This is a genomic window from Bradyrhizobium sp. SK17 (assembly GCF_002831585.1).
Classification (GTDB): Bacteria; Pseudomonadota; Alphaproteobacteria; order Rhizobiales; family Xanthobacteraceae; genus Bradyrhizobium.
The window spans coordinates 4612737-4632448 of record NZ_CP025113.1; the positions used below are offsets into that span (position 1 = coordinate 4612737).

The following is a 19712-nucleotide window of genomic DNA, read 5'->3' on the forward strand; positions in this document are numbered from 1 at the left end:
CTCGTGACGGCGACTGCGCCGACATCACCGCAAGAGGTGCCGAAAGTCACATGGCAAATCGGCGCCGCCTGCGTATCCATCGGTTCGAGGTGGGTATCCAGGCGGTGAGGGGCAGATGGGAATCGTGCGGCGCTGGAGCTCTGACGAGGACGACAAGCTCAGAGAGCTCGCGAAGGCCGGCAAGAATGCGCTCGAGATCAGCAACGAGCTGACCCGCAGCGCGTCTGCAGTGCGCCGCCGCGCCGAGGTCCTGTCGGTCCTGCTGATCGCCAAGGCGTTTCGCGCCCGCCCGTCGCACGTCGCCACCCATCTCGAGCGAGTCGCGATCGATGCGATCCGGAATCGCCGATCGTTTCCCGCGGGTGTCGGCCCCAGCACTATTGCCGGAATGATCGAGAAGGGCTGGATCGTCCCGGAGCTGGGGCGGCGATATCGCGTCACCGACGCCGGCGTCGAGGCGGTGCGGCGGAAGATTCCCAGCAGCTGAACCTCAGGTCGGACTTGATCAGGAAGCCGCCGCCCGATCGCCGAGGTTCAGCTTGCTTTTGTCGCCACCGGCCCAGGCCAGCGCCTTCGGGTCCATCACCCGGAACCAGAGCGGCGGGATCGCGGCGAGCCCGAACATGCCGGTGTAACCGTTCGGCAGCCGCGGGATGTCGTCGAAATCGCGCAGCGACTGGTAGGGACGCATCGGGTTGGCGTGGTGGTCGGAGTGCCGCTGCAAATGCAGCGTCATCAGGTTCGAGACGATGTGGTTGGTGTTCCAGGAGTGCCGCGGCTCGACCGCCTGGTAGCGGCCGTTCGGCAGTTTCTCGCGCAGCAGGCCGTAGTGCTCGACATAGTTGGCCTGGGTCAGCGCATACCAGCCGAGGAAATGATGCGCGACGATGAACGGCGCGACCTTCCAGCCGAACAGCGCGATCAACCCGGCCGCCACCACGAGCGTGAGCGCGAAGCCCTGCAGGATTTCGTTATTGACCGACCAGACCGGCTCGCCGCGCCGGGTCAGCCGTTCGGCTTCGTTGCGCCAGCCGCGCTTGAACGCGCCCGGCAACTCGCGCAGCGCAAACGCGTAGATCGATTCCCCGAACCGTGCGCTGGCCGGATCCTCTGGCGTTGCGACCCAGGTGTGGTGGCCGCGATTATGCTCGATGCGGAAATGGGCGTAACCCACCGCGCAATTGGCGAGGGTGCCGAACAGGATGTTGAGCCGGTCCGACTTGTGGCCGAGCTCGTGCCCGATCAGCAATGTGCCGCCGTTGATGGTGCCGACGCCGAGCAGCAGTGCGATGTAGGACCACCAAGGCAGCTCCTGGGTGCCGAAGAAGGCGATCAACGCGATGTAGTTGATCCAGGGGAACGCCACGCTGAAGCGCGCCAGCCGCAGATAGTATGGATCGGCCTCCATCGCGGCCACCACTTCGGCCGGCGGATTGTGGGTGTCCTCGCCGAACGCGACGTCGAGCAGCGGGATCAGGATGAAGATGAAGGCGAAGGGGATCAGCGTCACCAGCGGATTGTGCGTCCGCAGGTACAGCCAGTACGACAACAGCGGGATCAGCGGCGGAATGAACGACAGCATCCACAGATAGCGCTTGCCGTCACGGTAGGTGACGGTTTCGCCAGCGGCATTGGTGCCCGTGAAGATCATCGCATTCCCTCCGGCATCTCTTCGGGTCGGCATTCGCCATTGTTGTGTGGAGCATGCTGCGAGGTGGCCCGGTGCCGCCAGTTCCCAACAGGCCAATTTTGTGGCATTTTGCGCCACAACCGCTCAGCCGGACGTGTGCGAGGGAGGGGCCGACACATGCAGAGATCGGAGACCGATGCCCTTCGGACGCCGGTGTCCGCGGCCTATGCGCGAGCGCTGGTGCGAACCTTCGGCAAGACACGGAACGAGCGTGAAGCGCTGCTGAAGGGCACGGCTATTCAGCAGGATGCGCTCGACCAGCCCGGCGCGCACATGCCGGTGTCGTCGCTGGTGATGCTGGCCGCCAACATCACCCGGGCGCATGGCGAACTGTGGCCGCTGTCGGCCGCGGCGGTGTGGTCGACATCGTTGCAGGGCGCGCTCGATGTGGCGACCAGGACGGCGCCGACCATCGCGGATGCGCTCAATACCGGCGCGCGTTTCGGATCGACCCGCGCGCCATTCGTTCGCAACCGGCTGCGCAAGACCGTGCGCTCGATCCAGATCGAGATCTCCCCTGCCGTCGCGATGGACGACGCGCTCTGGCGCGCCGTGGCGCTGGCGGTGAGCCTCAACGTGCACGCGGTCTATGTCGAATTGCTCGAGGACGCGATCGGGCAGGCGACGCTGGAATTTCCCTGGGCTCCGCCCGCGGGCGCGGAGCGTTTGGCGCCGCATTTTTCCTGCGCGGTGAAGTTCAGCGCCGGCGCTTTCCGCTTCGATGTGCCGAAGCAGCTCTGCGCGCGGCCATCGCCGTTTGCCGATCCGGAATTGCACGCCAAAGCGATCGAAGCGCTCGAGGCGATCGAGAAGCCGCGTTCGGATGCCGAGGCGCTGACGCGGATCGTCGAGAACCTGATCGCATCGCGCCTGCCGCATCGCCTCGGCGAAGAGGAGGCGGCGCGCTTGATCGGCACCTCGCAGCGCACCCTGGTGCGGCGGCTGGCGGAAGCCGGCGGCGCGTTCCGCCCGCTGCTCGACAGCGTGCTGCGCGAGCGGGCGCGGGCGATGCTCGCGGACGGTACGCGGTCGCGCGAGGAGATGGCGGCGGCGCTCGGCTACACCGATGCGACGAGTTTCAGTCGGGCGTGCCGGCGGTGGTTCGGGGAGAAGGCCGCGTGAGCATAGCAGTCCGGTTCGCAGCCCGGGCGAGCCCAGAGGCTCGCCGACCGGACGATGTCGATCCCGTCAATGCGTGTGCAAGGCGTCGTAGGCGTGGGCAAAAAATATCGCGGCGCTGAGCAGCAGCAGCGCGACAATGGTCGCTTCCATCATGACACTTCCCCACAATTTCTTTGATTATTCGGGGGAGCGTACCGGCCAATTGTTTCCGCCCGGTTTCGCCGGCCGAGGAAAATGGTTTCGCGGCTCTCGGCACCAGCTGCGACCGTGGCGTCTGAACAATGGCGCGCTCGGAGAGATTCGAACTCCCGACCCTCGGAATCGAAATCCGATGCTCTATCCAGCTGAGCTACGAGCGCGTTGCGGGTCGATTATCAGACTTGGGCGGGCAGGGCCAGCAACCTCGGCAGGGTCTACCGTCGGGACCCAGCCATTGGCGCTAGCCCGCGCAACTCCTCAGAAGCAGGGATGCCGGCGGCGGTCCTGGCCGATATAGGTGGCCGAACTCTGGTAGCATTTGTTGGTCGCCGGGCCGTCGTAATAGGCGAAGCTGCCGGCGGTCGGACCCGGGCCGTAATTGTGCAGATAGCTGATGTGGTAGGGCAGGCCCCAATAGGCATGGTGGCGGTGGTGATGCCGGTGGTGGGGATAGGCGGTGAGGTCGGCCGCGGCCGCCGGGGTGAGGGCCGAAGCGGCCAACGACACGGTCACGGCAAGGGCGGCGTACAGCTTGGTCTTGGTCATTGGCGGCCTCCGGCATTCACGCTGGAGCGGCATCCCGGGCCACTCCAGAATCCTCATTACGGCACATTTAACCCGGAAACCGGCCGGAAAGCTGCGGGAAATCAGTCACAGCGCGCCAAATTTTGCCTTCTTGCGGATGCTTAACGGATTGCCAACACAGTCCGGCCAGAGTCCTGCGGTCAGGTCCGCCCGGACCCGGCCTTTTCCTCGGTTTCGAACATTCCATGCGCATCACGCCCCTTGTCGCCCTGCTGCTGTCGGTTCTGGCTGCGACGCCGGCGCGGGCGGTGCTGCACATCACGCGCGACCATGGCGGTTATGTCGAGGAGTACAAGGCCAAGTACAAGCAGATCCGCGACCGCCGCGAGCGCGTCGTCATCGACGGCATCTGCAATTCGGCCTGTACGTTGGTGTTCGGCATCGTGCCGCTGAACAAGATTTGCGTCACGCCGAAGGCCAGCATCGGCTTCCACCAGGCCTATTACGACAAGGCCTTCACCTTCGGCATCAAGGTCACCAGCCTCGAGGGCACCTCCGACCTGATGTCCTATTACCCCGATACGGTGAAGGACTGGATCCGCCGCAATGGCGGGCTCACCACCGAGATGAAGAAGATCAAGAACGGGGTCGATCTCTGGAAGATCGTCGATCCCTGCCCGGAAGAGTGGTAGGGCGCTGGCGCTGCGTTTCGTCCGAAGCCATCCTTTGCCGGCCGGTTTTATTTGGAACCGGGGACCGCTTCGTCGGTTGGCTGCTCATGATGTGTTCATCGTGATGATGCGAATATCCCCATGCGCTAGCCCGGCCGCCAAGGCGGCGTCGCGGCTTGCAGGATCGGGAGGCCATGATGGCGACCAGAACCAATCTTTCGAAAGCTGAACTTGCACGCAGCCTCGCGGGTGTGGCGTCGGCGCTGGTACTGACCGGGCTCGCGCTGTTCGCGGCTGCTCACCATCTCAGCGGCGGGTAGGGCGCGCGGTACGTCGGCGGCTTGAGGCGCTGACAATCGTCAGGCACCGACCACTCAGGAGAACCAGAACACCCCGATCAACAGGCCGGCCGCGAATGCCCAAAGCCCGAGGGTGCAGGCCGAGATGACCCGGACGAAATTCCGCAAGTCGATGTCTTGTGCGGCGCGGGATCGATCGGTCAATTGCAGACACCCCCTGCGGCGGCAGCCTTTGACATGTCTCGGAGAGAGCCTGTTCCGGATCGATGCCCAAATGAAGGCAAAATCCGGTCACGCTGGATCACGCATCTGCGAGCGCCGGCCGCCCAGCGCCCTTGGAATGCCGTCCTGCCGGCGCCGCGCTGATCAGGCTGCGAAAGCCGGGCTGCCGCCTTGCACGATGTCGCTGAGATATTTCGCCGGCGGCTTGCCGAGCGCCTTCTTGAACATCGTGATGAACGCGGTGACCGATTCATAGCCGAGTTCGGTCGAGACCTGCTGGACGCTCGCGCCGGCCGAAAGCTCGCGCAAGGCCACGATCAGATGCAATTGCTGGCGCCAGCGTCCGAATGTCAGGCCGGTTTCCCGCAGGATCAGACGCGCGAGGCTGCTCTCGCTGAGCGCCATTCGGTCGGCCCATTCGGCCATCGTGCTGCGATCGGACGGATCGTCGGCGAGCGCCGCTGCGATCCGCTGCACGCGCGGTTCGGTCGAGATCGGCAGATGCAGCCGCTGGATCGGCATGCGCGGCAACTCGCTCAGCAGCAATTGCGCGACGAGAGGCGCATTGCCGTGATCCGGCAGCATGTGATCCGAAAGCGCGATGATGAGCTCGCGCAGCAGTGGTGAGATCGACAAGGTGCAGCAGCGGTCGGGCAATTCGGCCGCGCCGGGTTCGACGAAGACAAACAGGATCCGCGCGTTGGCGGTCGCGATATTGGTATGGCGCGTACCGCCGGGGAGCCAGACGCCGCAATGCGGCGGCACCATCCACAGCCCGTCAGGAACGCGGCACATCACGCCGCCGCCGAGTGCAAAGACCAACTGACCCTTCCGGTGGGCGTGTTCGGCCGCCTCGGCCCTGTTCTCGGTGATGTCGAGGCGGACCGCGATGGCCGGGGCTGCCACGTCATCGGGATCGAGGTCCGGCCAGGGATAGCGAAGCTGGAAGCCCATTCTGTGACCGAATTTAGCGATCGATAGAGCAGATATATAAATTCTTGCGGGCACCGAGTCGATAGTTTCGCGGCCGTGAATGGCCGGTGCGTTTTCGCACGAAGCGAATGCGGCGAGACGCCAATTCCGGGCAAAGGGCCTCCAGGAGCATGCGATGACGATGATAACGCCGATGCGCGTGCTGGGCGGGCAGGGGCTGTTGCTCGGCGGAATCCTGCTGATTGCCTCGGCGATCCGCGCTCCGATCACGGGTGTCGCGCCCATGCTCGGCTTGATCCGCGAGAGCAGCGGCATCAGCGCAGCCGAGGCAGGGATCCTCACCACGCTGCCCCTGCTGGCGTTCGCGGCGATGTCGCCGGTCGCGGCCATCCTGGGGCGCCGATACGGTATGGAGCGGTCGCTGTTCGGCGCGCTGCTGATCATTGCGGCCGGGATCGCGCTGCGTTCGACCGGGCCGGTCTGGGCGCTGTTCCTCGGGACCGGCACGCTGGGGGCCGGAATTGCCATTGCGAATGTCCTGCTTCCGAGCCTGCTGAAACGGGACTTCCCGACCCGCATCGCCAGCCTGACCGGCGCCTACGCGATCACATCAGGATTGGCCCAGGCGCTCGCATCCGTTGCGGCGATTCCGTTCGCCGAATTGCCCGGCTCGAGCTGGCAATTCTCGGCTGCCAGCACGCTGGTCTTTCCATTGACCGCGCTGATGGTGTGGATTCCCCAGCTTCGACAGGCCTCGGTGCCCGCCGGCGAGCTTGCTTCGCTGCCGCGTGGCGGACCCATCTGGCACTCGGCGCTCGCCTGGCAGGTGACGGGCTTTCTCGGCCTGACCTCACTGGTGTTCTACATCATCGTCGGATGGCTGCCCGGCATTCTCGTGCAGGCAGGTTATCCGGCGGCGATGGCAGGCTCGCTGCACGGCGTGTCGCAATTGGCGACCGCGGTGCCGGGATTGATCCTGGGTCCGATGGTCGCGCGGATGAAAGACCAGCGCGCGCTCGCGATCGCAGTCTCGGTGACCACCTGCATCGCACTGCTCGGGTTGTGGCAGCTTCCGTCGCTTGCGATGCTATGGGTCGCGCTGTTCGGCTTCGGGGCTGGAGCCGCCTTCATTCTCGGCCTGACATTCGTCAGCCTGCGAACCGCGCACAGCCATCAGGCTGCCGCGCTGTCGGGCATGGCGCAGTGCCTCGGCTATTCGCTGGCGGCCGCGGGTCCGCCGCTCGCCGGCCTCGCCCATGATGCGACCGGCGGCTGGGAGCTCGCACTCGCCTGTTGCGCGGTCGCGACCGTGCTGATGGCGGTGCTCGGCAGCTTCGCCGGACGCGCGGCGACGATCTGAGGTTCGTTCGGTGCGGCGGTTGGCGTGGCGGCTGCCTGGGTAAATCTCCGCGAGGTCATGGCGCGCCTGCCGCGCCGGGCTGCTCCGGCTGTTGCAGCAGCGACGGCCGGTAGGGCGGATAGGGATCGTCATCGTCAGGGATCGCGCAGTAGCCGAACTCCTGGCGGATGCGCTGGATCTCGATGACGCGATCGTTCAGCCGTTGCAGATGCTCGAGCGATGTTGCCTTCCAGTAGCGGAAGCTATCGTGGGTGATCGGCACGAAGGCGGTGCCGAACAGCGTCGGGGCGGGCACGATGGTTCTCCCGAGCAGCAAATATTTGTCGTTGCCGACCATGACGAGGGTGGCATAGGGGTGACCTTCGCTCACCCTCAGCCCCTTGAGCGATAATTCGCAGAGCTTGCTGAAACAGGGTTCCTCGCGCCAGCGCTCGGCGGCCGCGAGATCGACCTGCACATTCAGGGAGTCGAGCCCGAAATGCGCCACCATGCCCGCGGTTTCGGGAAACCAGTCGTCGTCGAGATGGCCTTGCAGCCAGGCGCAGCTGAATGAGCGGCACTGCCGGGGGCGCTCGCTGTAGATCTCGCATCCGCCGCCAGCCTGAATGTGGTTGCAGACGGTGTTCAGCGGTTTGCCGAGATCGGTGACCTCAAGCACCTTGCAGCAGAGCGTGCACGATCCGCATTGCCGGACCGTCGGTCTCACCGGAATACCGAGAGCCCACGAGCCCTGGCTTTCGCGGAACAGCAGCTTCTGTTTCTCCAGCGTGCCTAGTGCACGCTCGACTTTAAGGCGGGACAATCCGGTTGCACCGATGATGCCCTTTGTCGTCGTCGCGCCGCCTTCGACGGCGCGAACGACGACCAATGTCACTTGGTCCATTTTTCTTTTTCTTGTCCGGCTCGTGGCCGGTTCTTCTTGTGCAGTGTTTTTGGCCGCCGGTATTCGGCGACGGCATTTTCCGGTGCGAACCGGAACGCGCCGCGACCGACGGCTGCGAAGTTGTCTCGCAGCCTATCGGCGCAGACGTGATGCCGCATCCGACAAAGCTGCATGGCATCGTTGACGACACATCGTCGTGATCTACGCGATGTTCGGAGAACGAACGCATCGCTGCGCGCGCTGGTTCGTCTTTTCAGAATTCAATTTGACTGCCGACCCACACTCAGTTTCATCCCGGCGAAAGCAGGGATCCATAACCACTGGCGGTCATGGGTGAGTGATGTCGGAATGGCGAGTCCCTTCGACAACATCCGTCGCGGCGTATGGGTCCAGGCCTTCGCCGGGACGACACTGTTCGTGGGGCATCGGCGTGGCCTTCGCGAAATTCGCGATTGCCGGCTGCCTCATCTTCAGGCAATGACGACCGGCAATGAACAAGAGCTTCGAGGAAACTGCCGCTCGTCTGGCGCCGGCGATCTTTGTCGTGCTGTGGAGCACGGGATTCATCGGCACCAAGTATGTCATCAACAATGCCGAGCCGCTGACCTATCTGTCGATCCGGATGGCGTTCGTGGTGGTCGTGATGGCGATCATCGCGGCGGTGGCACGGCCGAAATGGCCGGACCGCACCGGCGTGTTCCACAGCGCGGTCGCCGGCATCCTGGTGCACGGCTTCTATCTCGGCGGCACCGCGATCGCGATCGCGCATTCGATTCCCGCCGGCCTCTCGGCGTTGATCCCGGGCTTGCAGCCGATCCTGACCTCGACCATCGCCAATCGCTGGCTCGGCGAGCGCGTCACGCCGCTGCAATGGGGCGGCTTGCTGCTCGGGCTCGCCGGCGTCGTCTTGATCCTGCACAACCGGCCGATGACGGGCGATGCGGGGTGGGGCTGGCTTGCCTCCGGCGTCTCGCTGGTCAGCATCACGCTCGGGACGCTCTATCAGCGCCGCTACTGCAACCAGATCGACTGGCGTGCCGGCAACCTGGTGCAATACATCGCGGTCACGATCTTCTTCGGCATCGGCGCCTATCTGTTCGAGACCAATGTCGTGCACTGGACCAGCGAGTTCGTGCTGGCGCTGGCCTGGCTGGTGTTCGCGTTGTCGATCGGCTCGATCGGGCTGCTGTACTGGCTGATCCGTCACCATGCCGCGACCTCGGTCGCGAGCCTGTTCTATCTGGTGCCGGCAACGACCGCGCTGATGGCCTACCTTCTGTTCGACGAGAAGCTGGACACCGTCGCGATCGCAGGCATGGCCGCCTGCGCCGCGGCGGTGCTGCTGGTCAACCGCCGGAGTTAGTCCTTGCCGCGGATTTTCGCGTAGGCCGCCAGCGCGCGTTCGCGGCCCTGCTTGTGGTCGACGATCGGCTGCGGATAGGTCTTGCCGAGCTCGATGCCGGCGCTGGCGAGCTCGATCGGAGTCGCCGTCCAGGGCTGGTGGATCAGGTCGTCGGGCAGTTGCGCGAGCTCGGGCACCCAGCGCCGGACATAGCCGCCGTCGGGATCGAACTTTTCGCCCTGAAGGATCGGATTGAAGACCCGGAAATAGGGCGCGGCGTCGGCGCCGGAGCCGGCGACCCATTGCCAGTTCGCCGGATTGGAGCCGGTATCGGCATCGACCAACGTGTCCCAGAACCATTGTTCGCCGGCGCGCCAGTCGATCAGCAGATGCTTCACCAGGAACGAGGCGACCACCATCCGGACCCGGTTGTGCATCACGCCGGTGTGCCAGAGCTCGCGCATGCCGGCATCGACGATCGGGTAGCCGGTCAGGCCACGCTGCCAGGCCTTCAATGCGCGCGCGTCACGTTTCCAGGGAAAGGCGTCGAACTGCTCCTGCAAATTACGCTCGGCCAGGTCGGGGATGTCGAACAGCAGGTGGCGGCAGAATTCGCGCCAGCCGAGCTCGCTCAGGAACTTGTCGATGTCGCCGGCGAGGCGCGGATGCTCGGCGGCCGTGAAACGCGCGGCGTACCAGAGCTGGCGCGGGCTGATCTCGCCGAAGCGCAGATGCGGCGATAGGCGCGAGGTGCCGTCGCGGTCAGGCCGGTCGCGGTCGTCGGTGTAGCCCTTGATGCCGTCGTCGAGGAACGCCTTCAGCCGCGCCTGTGCGCCGGCTTCGCCTGGCGTCCAGCTCTCGCGCAGGCCGCCGGCCCAATCCGGCCAGGTCGGCTCGAGCTTCCAGTCGTCGAGGTCTTCGCTCGCGATGCCGCTGATGGATGCGAGCTGCTTCGGCGCTGGCAACGGCTTCGGCGGATCGCCGAGACCTTGCACGCGCCGCCAGAATGGCGTGAACACGCGCAGGCCGCGGTTCTCCTTGTTGCGGATCGCCCTGGGCTCGACCAAGAGATCGCCGGAGAAAATTTCCGAGGTCACGCCGTCCCTTGCGAGCGCGGCTTCAACATCGGCGGCAACCGCCTGATGCGGTGCCTGCGCAATCCCGTTCCAGAACACGGTGCCGGCATTGATTTCGCGCGCCAGCGTGGCGATCACAGCGGCGGCCGGTCCGGTCCGCAACACCAGCGTTCCGCCGATCGCCTCGAGACTGCTGCGGAGCGCGCGGAGCGACTGCGCCAGCCACCAGCGCGTCGCGCCCCCGAGGGGGCGCGACGCCGGTGGTTTCAGGGCACGGCTTTGTTCGTCGCGGACATAGACGCCCACCACGGGCGCGCCGCGGCTGGCTGCTTCGTAAAGGCCCGGGTGATCCGACAGCCGCAGATCGTCGCGGAACCAGACGATGGCGGGCTGTATCTTTACCACTCGACCCCTTCGTCCCGCGCGTTACTTCGGCTGCGGCACAATACGGATGTAGGGCTTCGGTTCCTTCCAGCCCTGCGGATAGATCGTCTTGGCCTCGTCGTTGGTGACCGAGCCCGCGATGATCACGTCTTCGCCCTGCTTCCAGTCGGCCGGGGTGGCGACGCGATGCTTGGCGGTGAGTTGCAGCGAGTCGATGACGCGCAGGATTTCGTGGAAGTTCCGGCCCGTGGTCATCGGGTAGACCAGCACCAACTTGATCTTCTTGTCGGGGCCGATGATGAAGACGTTGCGGACGGTCTGGTTGTCGGCCGCGGTGCGGGTGAGGGGATCGCCCGAGGTTGCGGCCGGCAGCATGTCGTAGAGCTTCGACACGTTGAAGTCGATGTCGCCGATCATCGGATAGTTCGGCGCCGCGCCCTGGGTTTCCTTGATGTCCTCGGACCATTTGGCGTGACGGTCGACCGGGTCGACCGAGAGGCCCATCAGCTTGACGCCGCGCTGATCGAACTCGGGCTTCAGGCGGGCGAGCGTGCCGAGCTCGGTGGTGCAGACCGGCGTGAAGTCCTTGGGATGGGAGAACAAAAGCGCCCAGCTGCTGCCGATCCAGTCGTGGAACTTGATCTTGCCTTCGGTGGTCTCGGCCTCGAAATCGGGGGCGGTGGCGCCAATCTGAAGTGCCATGATCTTACCTCATCTAATTGTAGTTACAGGTGAATCTGATTTAGAGGTGCCGACGTCAGTATAGGAGGCGGCAAGGACTAAGTGAACCGGTTCTGAAAAAAGGTGAGAAATTTCTCCTGGAGGCTGGAATTCCAAGCAACTTGTTTTGATCCAAAACCCTGCGGCGAAACATCTCTTGCGGAACAAAAGCCTGGAAATGCCCAGATTAAGCCGCTTATCGCCGTCATCACGCCGGCCCCGGCTGCTATAGGACTGAACCGTGACACCCTTCAAAGCGACCAAATAGCAACCATCTAAAAATCTCGGAACGCAAGTTTCGAATCATTAACCACTCGTTTACGCCGGCATGGAAAAGCTGGCCTGAGATAGGAATTGAAAGCTCCCACAATGTCTGCCCCAAGTACCAAGACCGCTGAGGCTCTCAGCGGTGCGTTGTCTCCATCCTGCCGCAAGACCGCCGCCCATGCGCTGACCATCGTGCGCGACGGCGTGATCACCGGCGAAGGCCCGACCACCAAGGGCCGCATCCACTTCTCCCGCTCGCTCGACGCCGATGACGCTGCCTGGTGCGCGCGCATCCTGACGGCCGCAGCGGTCGAGCATCAGCCGGTGAGCCGGGCCGAGATCGAGGCGCTGTTCGCGATCAACGAGGCCGCGGCCGAGCGCAGCGATGGCGGCCGGTTCGACGATCTGCTCGCCAAGGCAATTGCCCATCACGCAGCGTCCGAGTCCGGCCTGCCGGTGCCGCCGCGCACCGTGGCGCTGTCGCCCGAGACCGAGATCGATCGCTGGGCGCCGAAGCAGGGCGCCAAGATGGACACCAAGGTTCTGGAATGGATCGCCGCCCGGATGCGCGGTCAGCGCCGCACCGGTCGTGCGCTGGCGGCGATGGTGGCGACGCTGGTCGGCGCGGCTGCACTGCCGCTCGCGACCCAGCTGCCCAACGTGTTCGACATCGGGATGATGTGATCGCCCGGGACGATGCCTGCATCGTCCCGAACGAAAAGGCTTCAAGCGAAAGCGGCGGGGATCACTTCCCCGCCGTTTTCTGTTTGCCGGCGGTCTCCTCGAGCCCGAGTGTCCGCCCCGGGAACCCGGCGACGTCGAAATAGCGGGTCGAGAGCACGCGCTGGAATTTCAGCACGGTGCGCAGGCCGTTGGCCGAAGCCTTCTTGGACATCAGGGTGCCTTCGGCCATCTTCGGCACGATGCCGTTCGGCAGTGCCTCCGACATCACCCGGCCGACCAGCCCGCCATTGTTCGGGGTGTGCAGGCCGAGCAACTGGGCCGCGGTCATGCCGACATCGGCGTTGCTGACCGGGAGCGGATCGACATAGCCGGCCTTGAAGTCGGGGCCGATCGCGGCGGTGAAGTTGTAGGTGTCGCCGCGGCTGAAGCTGCCATGCATGCCCTGGCCCTGGCGCAGCACGGTGTCGGCGATCTGGACCGAGCAATTGGTCGGGATCTCGCAGCCGCTCGACCAGGAGCGGAAGTTGACCACGATCGACGGGTTCGGCGTCACCGCCTTGCCCTTCAGGTTGAGGTTCGACATCGGCAGTGTGCCGGGGAAGTTGCCGAGCTTGTCGTCGACGAACAGGCCGCTGACGTAGTCCTGATCGAGCAGCGCCTTGATGACCCGGTCGGCGAGCTTCTTGTCGCGGTTCGGCAGGTAGATCAGGTCCGAGCCGCCATTGGTCGCGATCACGACGTCGGGCTTGGCCGGATCCTGGCCGAGCACGCCGTTGCCGGCCTTCGGGTGGGCGTTGTCGGCGACCTTGGCATTCTTGTCGTTGGGGTCGAACAGCGGCAGGTCCAGCGCCTTGGCGAGATCGATCGCCAGGAAGCCCATCGGCAGGAAGTCCTTCGGCGTGTCGTCGTAAGCGATCTTGGCCGAAGGGCTGGTCTTGCTCTCTTTCGAGATGGTCGAGAAGCCGTGGTCGGACGACACCATGATGTTGGTGTTGGCCGAGAGCCCAAGCTCGTCGAGCGCCTTGCGAAGCTGGGCGAGGTTGTTGTCGGCATTCTTGATGCCGGCCATCGAGGTCGGGCCGTTGATGCCGGGGGTGATAGTGTTGAGGCTGTCGCCGGTGTTGTGCTGGCTGCCGTCCGGATCGCGCGACCAGAACACCAGCACGAACGGCTTGTTGCGCGCCTTGAAAATCGGCAGCACGACCTTGGTCGCGACATCGGCCATGTAGGCCTGCTGCGCGACGTTGGCGACCGTGGTGCCGGGCGTCTTGGCGTCGCCCGCCTTGGCATTGTCGCCGCGGCTCGGGGTCGCGAGCGGCAGGCCGGCCTTGGTCAGCGCCTCCTTCACCTCGTCGGAGAGCGGAACGCCGGTCTTGCCGCCGGTGGAATCGTCGACCACGATCGTGTTCTTGCCGCGATCGGTATGGTCGAACAGCAGCGTCGGGCCGACCTTGCCGATGGCGGCGGTGCGGAAGCCCTCGCGGCGGGCCATCTTCAGCAGCGTCTCCTCGTTGAGGTAGTCGCCATTGAAATGGTCATCGATGTCGGCGAGCACCGCATCGTTCTCGATGAAGGGGACAACCGTGTCGCCAGCGGGCACCGAGGTGTAGCCGGTAAAGATCGTGTTGGAGAAGGTGCCGGTGTCGCCGAGATAATGGCCGGTCGACAGCGCCGAGCTGTTCGCCATCGTGAAGGTCGGGAACAGCGAGTGCGAGTTCTTGAAGTGGACGCCCTTGTCGCGAATCTCGGCCATCGCGGGCGCCGTCTCCGGCGTCACGATGCCGCCGCGCAGGCCATCGGGGACGAACAGGATCAGGTTGCGCGGCTTGGCGTTCTCTGCCGAGGCGGTGCCCGCTGAAAGCGCGATCATGCTCGCAGAAAGCAGTGTAATGGCACGGCGCATCTTCTTCGTCCCCCTGATGAAGCCCCGCGGCAGCCCGCCGCATGACTTCGTTTAGTTTTGTCATATGACAGAAATGTTACAGTGCCGGTTCGGCGCTGTAACTGCCGGTCTTTTTCTGCGGACCGCCGGTCGGCACGCCGTCATTCCGCAGGCTGAATCGCTGTCGTCCCATTGCGCGCAGCGCTGCCGGCATGCCCGTACCGTGCATAGAGCGCGGGCAGCACGGCAAGTGTCAGCAGGGTGGCGCTGATCAGGCCGCCGATCACCACGGTGGCGAGCGGCTTCTGCACCTCGGCGCCGGTGCCGGTGGCGAACGCCATCGGGACGAAGCCGAGCGAAGCAACCAGCGCCGTCATCACCACGGGTCGGAAGCGAGTGAGGGCGCCTTGCTCGATCGCTTCGCGCATCGGCACGCCTTGCTCGCGCAATTGGCGGACGAAGCTCAGCATCACTAGCCCGTTCAGCACGGCCACGCCGGACAGCGCGATGAAGCCGACCGCCGCCGAGATCGAGAACGGCATGCCGCGCAGCAACAGCGCCGCGATGCCGCCGGTCAACGCCAGAGGCACCGCACTGAACACCAGGAGCGCGTCGCGCGCCGATCCCATCGCTGCCAGCAGCAGCAGGAAGATCATTGCAAAGCAGGCCGGCACCACGACGGCGAGCCGCTGCCGCGCAGCGGCAAGGTTCTCGGACTGGCCGCCCCAGGTCATCCAGTAACCCGGCGGCAGCTGCACCGCTTGTCCGACCTTCTTCTGTGCCTCCTCGACCACCGAGCCGAGATCGCGGCCGCGGACATTGGCGGTCACCACGATACGGCGCTTGCCATTCTCGCGGCTGATCTGGTTCGGCCCTTCAGTGAAGGAGAACTGCGCGACGCGGTTGAGCGGCAGGCTCTGCACCGGCGAACTCGGCGTCGCCTTCGGCAATGCCACCGGCAGGTTGCTCAAGGCTTCGAGATCGGAGCGCACACTCTCCGGCAATCGCACCACGATGTCGAAACTGCGGTCGCCCTCATACACGACACCGGCATCCTGGCCGCCGACCGCTGCACCGATCACGTCCTGGACCTCGGAGACGCTGAGGCCGCGCCGGGCGATCGCCGCCTTGTCGACCTTGATCTCGAGCACGGGCAGGCCGCCGGCCTGCTCGACCTTGACGTCGGTCGCGCCCGGCACGCCGCGCAGCGCCGAGGCGATCTGGTTGGCGGCCTTCTGCATCGGCTCGAACTCGTCGCCGAACACCTTGACCGCGATGTCGCCGCGAACGCCGGCGAGCAGTTCGTTGAAGCGCATCTGGATCGGCTGGGTGAATTCGTAGACGTTGCCGGGCAGCTGGTTGACCGCCTTCGAGATGTCCTCGATCAACTGCTCCTTGGTCAGCGACGGATCAGGCCACTGATCGCGCGGCTTGAGGATGATGAAAGTGTCGGACGCGTTCGGCGGCATCGGATCGCTCGCCACCTCGGCGGTGCCGGTCTTGGAGAAGATGAACGACACCTGGGGGAAGCGGCTGACCGTCCTCTCGACCGACAGCTGCATCGCCTGCGACTGCGACAGCGACGTGCTCGGAATCCTGAGCGCATGCAGGGCGATGTTCTTCTCGTCGAGCGAGGGAATGAACTCCTGGCCGAGGCGGAAGAACCCGAACAGCGCGGTGGCGAACAGCACGACCGCCGCCGCGATGACCGGCACGGGCGTCGCCACCGCGCGCCGCAGCAGCGGGCTGTACCACCGCTTCATGACGGCGACGAGCCAGTTCTCCTTCTCCTGCACACGACCGGTGATGCAGATCGCGATCAGTGCGGGCACCAGCGTCAGCGACAGCACGAAAGCGGCAGCGAGCGCGAGGATCACGGTCAGCGCCATCGGCTCGAACATCTTGCCTTCGACGCCGGTGAAGGTGAGGAGCGGCACGTAGACCAGCAGGATGATGGCCTGGCCATAGAGGCTCGGCTGCACCATTTCCACGGCAGAGGCCCGCACCGTCTCCAGCCGTTCGTCGCGGGTCAGCACGCGGCCGAGCGCGTGCTGTTTCTCGGCGAGGTGGCGCAGGCTGTTCTCGGTGATGATGACCGCGCCGTCGACGATCAGGCCGAAATCCAGCGCGCCGAGGCTCATCAGATTGGCGCTGATACGGCCCTGCCACATGCCGATCGCCGTCATCAGCATCGCGATCGGGATCACCAGCGCGGTGATCAAGGCAGCCCGGAAATTGCCGAGCAGCACGAACAGCACCGCGATCACCAGCAAGGCGCCTTCGCTGAGGTTGCGCGCCACCGTGCCGATGGTCGCATCGACAAGCTGGGTGCGGTTCAGCACCGTCTCGACCTTGACGCCGGCCGGCAGGGACGGCGTGATCGCCCGCAACTTGGCGTCGACCGCGGCCGACACGGTGCGGCTGTTGGCGCCGATCAGCATCAAGGCGGTGCCGACCACGACCTCGCGGCCGTTCTCGCTGGCGCTGCCGGTGCGCGTCTCGCCACCGATCGAGAGCGTCGCGAGGTCGCGGATCCGGACCGGCACGCCGCCTCGGGTGGTGACGACGACGGCGCCGAGCTCCTCCATGGTCTCAAGACGTCCGCCGGACCGCACCACGAATCCTTCGCCATTGCGCTCGATGTAGCGCGCGCCGCGGCTGACATTGTTGGTTTCGATCGCCTTGGCGACGTCGGCAAAGGTGAGGCCGAGCGCGATCAGCTTCGCCGCATCGGGATGGACCTGGTACTGCTTGAGATAGCCGCCGATCGAATCGACGCCGGCGACACCCGGCACCATCTTGATCTGCGGCTTGATGATCCAGTCCTGCACCGTGCGCAGATAGGCGTCCTTCTCGACCTCGCTTTGCAGCACCTGGCCGTCCGCCGTCAGGAAGCGGCCGTCGCTCTGCAAGCCTGGCGATCCGTCAGTCTGCGCCTTCTCGCCGGAATAATGGACGGTCCACATGGAGATCTCGCCGAGGCCGGTCGAGGTCGGCCCGATCCGGGGCTCGACGCCCTGCGGCAGGCGCGCGCGCACCTCGGTCAGGCGCTCGCCGACCTGCTGGCGGGCGAAATAGATGTCGGTGGCTTCGCTGAACACCGCCGTGATCTGCGAGAAGCCGTTACGTGACAGCGATCGCGTGCTCTCCAGCCCCGGCGCGCCCGCCAGTGCGGTTTCGATCGGGAAGGTGATCTGCTTCTCGATCTCCGCCGGCGACAGCGCGGGTGCCACGGTATTGATCTGCACCTGCTTGTTGGTGATGTCGGGCACCGCGTCGATCGGCAGTTTCGTCAACGCGAAGCCACCAAAAAACATCAGGACCGCCGCCAGGGCGACGACCACCCAGCGCCGCTGGATCGCAAGACCGATGATGCGCTCAATCATGGCCGTGCTCCGCCTCGTCCTTTTCGACCTCCGCTTTCAGCGTGAAGGTGTTCTGCACCGCGATGGTCTCGCCGGCGGCAAGACCGGTCACGATCTCGATATCGTCATCGTCCTCGCGGCCGGTTCGCACCGACCTCGCCTCGAAGCCGTCGGCGTCGCGGACGAATACGGTCGGTGTGCCCTTGACGGTTTGAATGGCCTTCTTCGAGACCATCACGGCGGACGGGGCTCCGGCGAGCGGGACCTCCGCCGTGACGAAGGTGCCCGGCTTCCAGCGGTGGTCCTTGTTGGGCAGCGTTGCGATCACCCGTGCGTTGCGGGTCTCGCGGTCAAGCAGGGGGCTGACGAAAATGACGTTCGCGCTGGTCTGATCTTCGGTGCCGATGGCACGGATATTCACCGACACGCCTTCGCGGACCGCGCCGATGTCTTCCGGCGAGACGGCCAGTTCGACCCAGATGTCATCGAGATTGACGATGACGTAGAGCTCGCTTTCCTGCCCCTCGCGTCCGATCAGTCCGCCGAGATCGACGCGCCGCTCCGAGATCCGGCCGCTGATCGGCGCACGCAGGAACTGGGTTCGCAGGCTCTCCTGCGGCTGGTTGGGCAGGTCGGCGATCTCGCTCTCCGACAGGCCGAGCGCAAACAACTTCTGCCGCGCGCCGTCGAGCTTGATCTGGGCGTCGTTCGCGGTCAGGCGGGTGCGCAGGAACTCGTTTTCCGACACGATGCGGGTCTCGACCAGCGTCTTCTGCCTGGCATAGAGGGTCTGCTGCAGATCGTTGGTCAGCCGTGCAGCGAGGTATTCGCTCTTGGCGTCGGCCACCTCGCGGCTTTCGATCGCCGCGACGATCTCGCCCTTCTCGACGACGTCGCCGAGACGCTTGCGCAGTTCCGTGACCGTCGCGAGCACCCGCACCGAGACGCGGCCGATGTGGTCGGCGTCGGGGATGAGCGACCCCGGCGCCAGGAAATGCCGCTTCAGCACGCCGCCGCTGGCCTGCGCCAGGGTGATGCGGGCTTCGCGAATCTGGTCTTCGCTCAGCTCGATATGGCCGGGCGCTTCATGCTTGGCCTCGGCTTTCGGCACGTCGGTGGCTGCGGCCTCCTGCGTCCCGGCCGGGAATTTAACCGGCCAGCCGATCGATCCGGCAGCCAGGACGACAAGTGCAATACCGGCGGCTACGCCGGCGAAGAATAGAACAACCCGTTTCATATGCGCCTCTCCGCAGCGCATGCCGATGGCCCTGCGCTGTCGCGACATCGATCTGTGCGAAAGGGTGCGCGCGGCCTGACGGCTGCGGCACACGACCGGTCATGTTGACCGGATCAGGCACGCGGTGGCTCGAATGGAGAGAGGCGATCGGCCGCCTCCGGCAGGGCGATGCTGTCATCGCCGTAGCTATGCACCGCATAAGCGATCGGGAAGGCGGTCTCTTGCGGAGCGACCGAAGCGACATGCGTCAGGCAATGATCGCCGTGAAGCGAAGCCGGATGCGCCGGGGCCTTGCCGCCGGTGTCGTCGATCGACAGTGCGATCGAGGCGACGGGAGCTGCATCGTCATCACGGTCGGAGGTCCAGCCGTGGAAGAACGACAGCACCAGCGCAAGCGAAATCAGTCCCGCGAGCAGGCTGCGCCAGCGGCGCGATCCCGATGCGTGAGCGGAAGACTGAATCATGGTGCGCGAAGCGGCCATGCGCCTTAATTAGCGCCCCGACCGCGCGCATTCAAGTTCGTCTCCGCGACAGATTGGCTACGGATACTATAACGTTACGCGGTGTCCGCGGTTCGACGTATCAGCCATCGGCGCGCCGCAACGACGGCCCAGATCGCTTCGACCAGGCCGAACGGCCAGGCGCCCTGCATGAAACCGTAGGCCGAACCCAGCGCGCACGAGACCGCGAAGGCCAGGATGAACCAGGGGCTGCGGTCTTCGGCTGCGTAGCAGACGAGCATCATGGTCACGGCGAACAATCCGAACAGCGTCAGTGCGTCCATTTCGCGGCAGAACTCCTGTTGTCGCAATGTCGATATCTGAGCAGGCCCGGGATGGCATGGCCATCGCC

General features: G+C 65.2%; 19 protein-coding genes and 1 tRNA gene. 7 read left to right on the forward strand and 13 right to left on the reverse strand.

The genetic code is table 11. The features are described from left to right. Positions 1–115 precede the first annotated feature (115 nt). On the forward strand, positions 116–487 hold the full coding sequence (locus CWS35_RS21065; protein WP_024578652.1) for a hypothetical protein: 372 nt from the start codon (positions 116–118) through the stop codon (positions 485–487). A gap of 18 nt (positions 488–505) precedes the next feature. On the opposite strand, the gene CWS35_RS21070 is transcribed toward CWS35_RS21065, so the two are convergent. After that, complete coding sequence (locus tag CWS35_RS21070) at positions 506–1651, reverse strand: alkane 1-monooxygenase (RefSeq protein WP_024578653.1); 1146 nt, start codon at positions 1649–1651, stop codon at positions 506–508. Positions 1652–1807: 156 nt separating this feature from the next. Between CWS35_RS21070 and CWS35_RS21075 the strand changes: the two genes are divergently transcribed. After that, positions 1808–2812: an AraC family transcriptional regulator ligand-binding domain-containing protein gene (locus tag CWS35_RS21075; RefSeq protein WP_080891034.1), complete on the forward strand. Its 1005-nt coding sequence runs from the start codon at positions 1808–1810 to the stop codon at positions 2810–2812. 282 nt (positions 2813–3094) lie between these two features. Here the strand turns inward: CWS35_RS21075 and CWS35_RS21080 are convergent. Together CWS35_RS21080 and CWS35_RS21085 are read right to left on the reverse strand one after the other, a co-directional pair. Further along, positions 3095–3171 (reverse strand) — tRNA-Arg (locus CWS35_RS21080). A gap of 97 nt (positions 3172–3268) precedes the next feature. Continuing rightward, on the reverse strand, positions 3269–3556 hold the full coding sequence (locus CWS35_RS21085; RefSeq protein WP_024578655.1) for a hypothetical protein: 288 nt from the start codon (positions 3554–3556) through the stop codon (positions 3269–3271). Positions 3557–3780: 224 nt separating this feature from the next. Between CWS35_RS21085 and CWS35_RS21090 the strand changes: the two genes are divergently transcribed. Together CWS35_RS21090 and CWS35_RS40410 are read left to right on the forward strand one after the other, a co-directional pair. Continuing rightward, positions 3781–4227: a hypothetical protein gene (locus tag CWS35_RS21090; protein WP_024578656.1), complete on the forward strand. Its 447-nt coding sequence runs from the start codon at positions 3781–3783 to the stop codon at positions 4225–4227. A gap of 173 nt (positions 4228–4400) precedes the next feature. After that, the gene (locus tag CWS35_RS40410; RefSeq protein WP_256387922.1) at positions 4401–4526 is read left to right on the forward strand and encodes a hypothetical protein; all 126 of its coding nucleotides are present in this window, start codon (positions 4401–4403) and stop codon (positions 4524–4526) included. A gap of 54 nt (positions 4527–4580) precedes the next feature. On the opposite strand, the gene CWS35_RS40415 is transcribed toward CWS35_RS40410, so the two are convergent. After that, entirely contained in the window at positions 4581–4709 is a 129-nt protein-coding gene (locus CWS35_RS40415) for a hypothetical protein (RefSeq protein WP_256372064.1), read from the reverse strand. Positions 4710–4871: 162 nt separating this feature from the next. Beyond that, entirely contained in the window at positions 4872–5681 is an 810-nt protein-coding gene (locus tag CWS35_RS21095; protein ID WP_100953503.1) for a helix-turn-helix domain-containing protein, read from the reverse strand. A 154-nt stretch (positions 5682–5835) separates the two neighbouring features. Between CWS35_RS21095 and CWS35_RS21100 the strand changes: the two genes are divergently transcribed. Then, on the forward strand, positions 5836–7020 hold the full coding sequence (locus CWS35_RS21100; protein WP_100956560.1) for an MFS transporter: 1185 nt from the start codon (positions 5836–5838) through the stop codon (positions 7018–7020). A gap of 55 nt (positions 7021–7075) precedes the next feature. Here the strand turns inward: CWS35_RS21100 and CWS35_RS21105 are convergent, their stop codons facing one another. Next, positions 7076–7903 (reverse strand): zinc/iron-chelating domain-containing protein, encoded by an 828-nt coding sequence (locus CWS35_RS21105; RefSeq protein ID WP_100953504.1) that lies wholly within the window; start codon positions 7901–7903, stop codon positions 7076–7078. A 490-nt stretch (positions 7904–8393) separates the two neighbouring features. Between CWS35_RS21105 and CWS35_RS21115 the strand changes: the two genes are divergently transcribed. After that, positions 8394–9266, forward strand: coding sequence for a DMT family transporter (locus CWS35_RS21115; protein ID WP_024578660.1), 873 nt, complete (start codon positions 8394–8396; stop codon positions 9264–9266). On the opposite strand, the gene CWS35_RS21120 is transcribed toward CWS35_RS21115, so the two are convergent. After that, positions 9263–10726, reverse strand: a complete 1464-nt coding sequence (locus tag CWS35_RS21120; RefSeq protein WP_100953506.1) for a deoxyribodipyrimidine photo-lyase — start codon at positions 10724–10726, stop codon at positions 9263–9265. The genes CWS35_RS21115 and CWS35_RS21120 overlap by 4 nt on opposite strands. Before the next feature lie 21 nt (positions 10727–10747). Further along, entirely contained in the window at positions 10748–11407 is a 660-nt protein-coding gene (locus tag CWS35_RS21125; RefSeq protein WP_024578662.1) for a peroxiredoxin, read from the reverse strand. Between the two features lie 387 nt (positions 11408–11794). Here CWS35_RS21125 and CWS35_RS21130 point away from each other — a divergent pair, with 387 nt between their 5' ends. Beyond that, positions 11795–12376 (forward strand): hypothetical protein, encoded by a 582-nt coding sequence (locus CWS35_RS21130; protein WP_100953508.1) that lies wholly within the window; start codon positions 11795–11797, stop codon positions 12374–12376. 61 nt (positions 12377–12437) lie between these two features. Here CWS35_RS21130 and CWS35_RS21135 read toward each other — a convergent pair whose 3' ends face one another. The 5 genes from CWS35_RS21135 to CWS35_RS21155 form a co-directional block, all read right to left on the reverse strand. After that, positions 12438–14279: an alkaline phosphatase family protein gene (locus CWS35_RS21135; RefSeq protein WP_100953510.1), complete on the reverse strand. Its 1842-nt coding sequence runs from the start codon at positions 14277–14279 to the stop codon at positions 12438–12440. A gap of 140 nt (positions 14280–14419) precedes the next feature. After that, positions 14420–17644, reverse strand: coding sequence for an efflux RND transporter permease subunit (locus tag CWS35_RS21140; protein ID WP_100953512.1), 3225 nt, complete (start codon positions 17642–17644; stop codon positions 14420–14422). Next, positions 17637–18860, reverse strand: a complete 1224-nt coding sequence (locus tag CWS35_RS21145) for an efflux RND transporter periplasmic adaptor subunit (RefSeq protein WP_100956562.1) — start codon at positions 18858–18860, stop codon at positions 17637–17639. The genes CWS35_RS21140 and CWS35_RS21145 overlap by 8 nt, the downstream gene beginning before the upstream one ends. A gap of 113 nt (positions 18861–18973) precedes the next feature. Further along, the gene (locus CWS35_RS21150; RefSeq protein WP_157817200.1) at positions 18974–19324 is read right to left on the reverse strand and encodes a hypothetical protein; all 351 of its coding nucleotides are present in this window, start codon (positions 19322–19324) and stop codon (positions 18974–18976) included. A gap of 92 nt (positions 19325–19416) precedes the next feature. Continuing rightward, positions 19417–19644 carry a hypothetical protein gene (locus CWS35_RS21155; protein WP_024581265.1) on the reverse strand — a complete coding sequence of 76 codons (228 nt, stop codon included), beginning with the start codon at positions 19642–19644 and terminating at the stop codon, positions 19417–19419. Positions 19645–19712 lie beyond the last annotated feature (68 nt).

Bases quoted from the DNA above. Each gene is read 5' to 3' on its own strand.
- CWS35_RS21065 (WP_024578652.1), top strand. From the start codon at position 116: ATGGGAATCGTGCGGCGCTGGAGCTCTGACGAGGACGACAAGCTCAGA.
- CWS35_RS21070 (WP_024578653.1), bottom strand. From the start codon at position 1,651: ATGATCTTCACGGGCACCAATGCCGCTGGCGAAACCGTCACCTACCGT.
- CWS35_RS21075 (WP_080891034.1), top strand. From the start codon at position 1,808: ATGCAGAGATCGGAGACCGATGCCCTTCGGACGCCGGTGTCCGCGGCC.
- CWS35_RS21085 (WP_024578655.1), bottom strand. From the start codon at position 3,556: ATGACCAAGACCAAGCTGTACGCCGCCCTTGCCGTGACCGTGTCGTTG.
- CWS35_RS21090 (WP_024578656.1), top strand. From the start codon at position 3,781: ATGCGCATCACGCCCCTTGTCGCCCTGCTGCTGTCGGTTCTGGCTGCG.
- CWS35_RS40410 (WP_256387922.1), top strand. From the start codon at position 4,401: ATGATGGCGACCAGAACCAATCTTTCGAAAGCTGAACTTGCACGCAGC.
- CWS35_RS21095 (WP_100953503.1), bottom strand. From the start codon at position 5,681: ATGGGCTTCCAGCTTCGCTATCCCTGGCCGGACCTCGATCCCGATGAC.
- CWS35_RS21100 (WP_100956560.1), top strand. From the start codon at position 5,836: ATGACGATGATAACGCCGATGCGCGTGCTGGGCGGGCAGGGGCTGTTG.
- CWS35_RS21105 (WP_100953504.1), bottom strand. From the start codon at position 7,903: ATGGACCAAGTGACATTGGTCGTCGTTCGCGCCGTCGAAGGCGGCGCG.
- CWS35_RS21115 (WP_024578660.1), top strand. From the start codon at position 8,394: ATGAACAAGAGCTTCGAGGAAACTGCCGCTCGTCTGGCGCCGGCGATC.
- CWS35_RS21125 (WP_024578662.1), bottom strand. From the start codon at position 11,407: ATGGCACTTCAGATTGGCGCCACCGCCCCCGATTTCGAGGCCGAGACC.
- CWS35_RS21130 (WP_100953508.1), top strand. From the start codon at position 11,795: ATGTCTGCCCCAAGTACCAAGACCGCTGAGGCTCTCAGCGGTGCGTTG.
- CWS35_RS21135 (WP_100953510.1), bottom strand. From the start codon at position 14,279: ATGCGCCGTGCCATTACACTGCTTTCTGCGAGCATGATCGCGCTTTCA.
- CWS35_RS21140 (WP_100953512.1), bottom strand. From the start codon at position 17,644: ATGATTGAGCGCATCATCGGTCTTGCGATCCAGCGGCGCTGGGTGGTC.
- CWS35_RS21145 (WP_100956562.1), bottom strand. From the start codon at position 18,860: ATGAAACGGGTTGTTCTATTCTTCGCCGGCGTAGCCGCCGGTATTGCA.
- CWS35_RS21150 (WP_157817200.1), bottom strand. From the start codon at position 19,324: ATGATTCAGTCTTCCGCTCACGCATCGGGATCGCGCCGCTGGCGCAGC.
- CWS35_RS21155 (WP_024581265.1), bottom strand. From the start codon at position 19,644: ATGGACGCACTGACGCTGTTCGGATTGTTCGCCGTGACCATGATGCTC.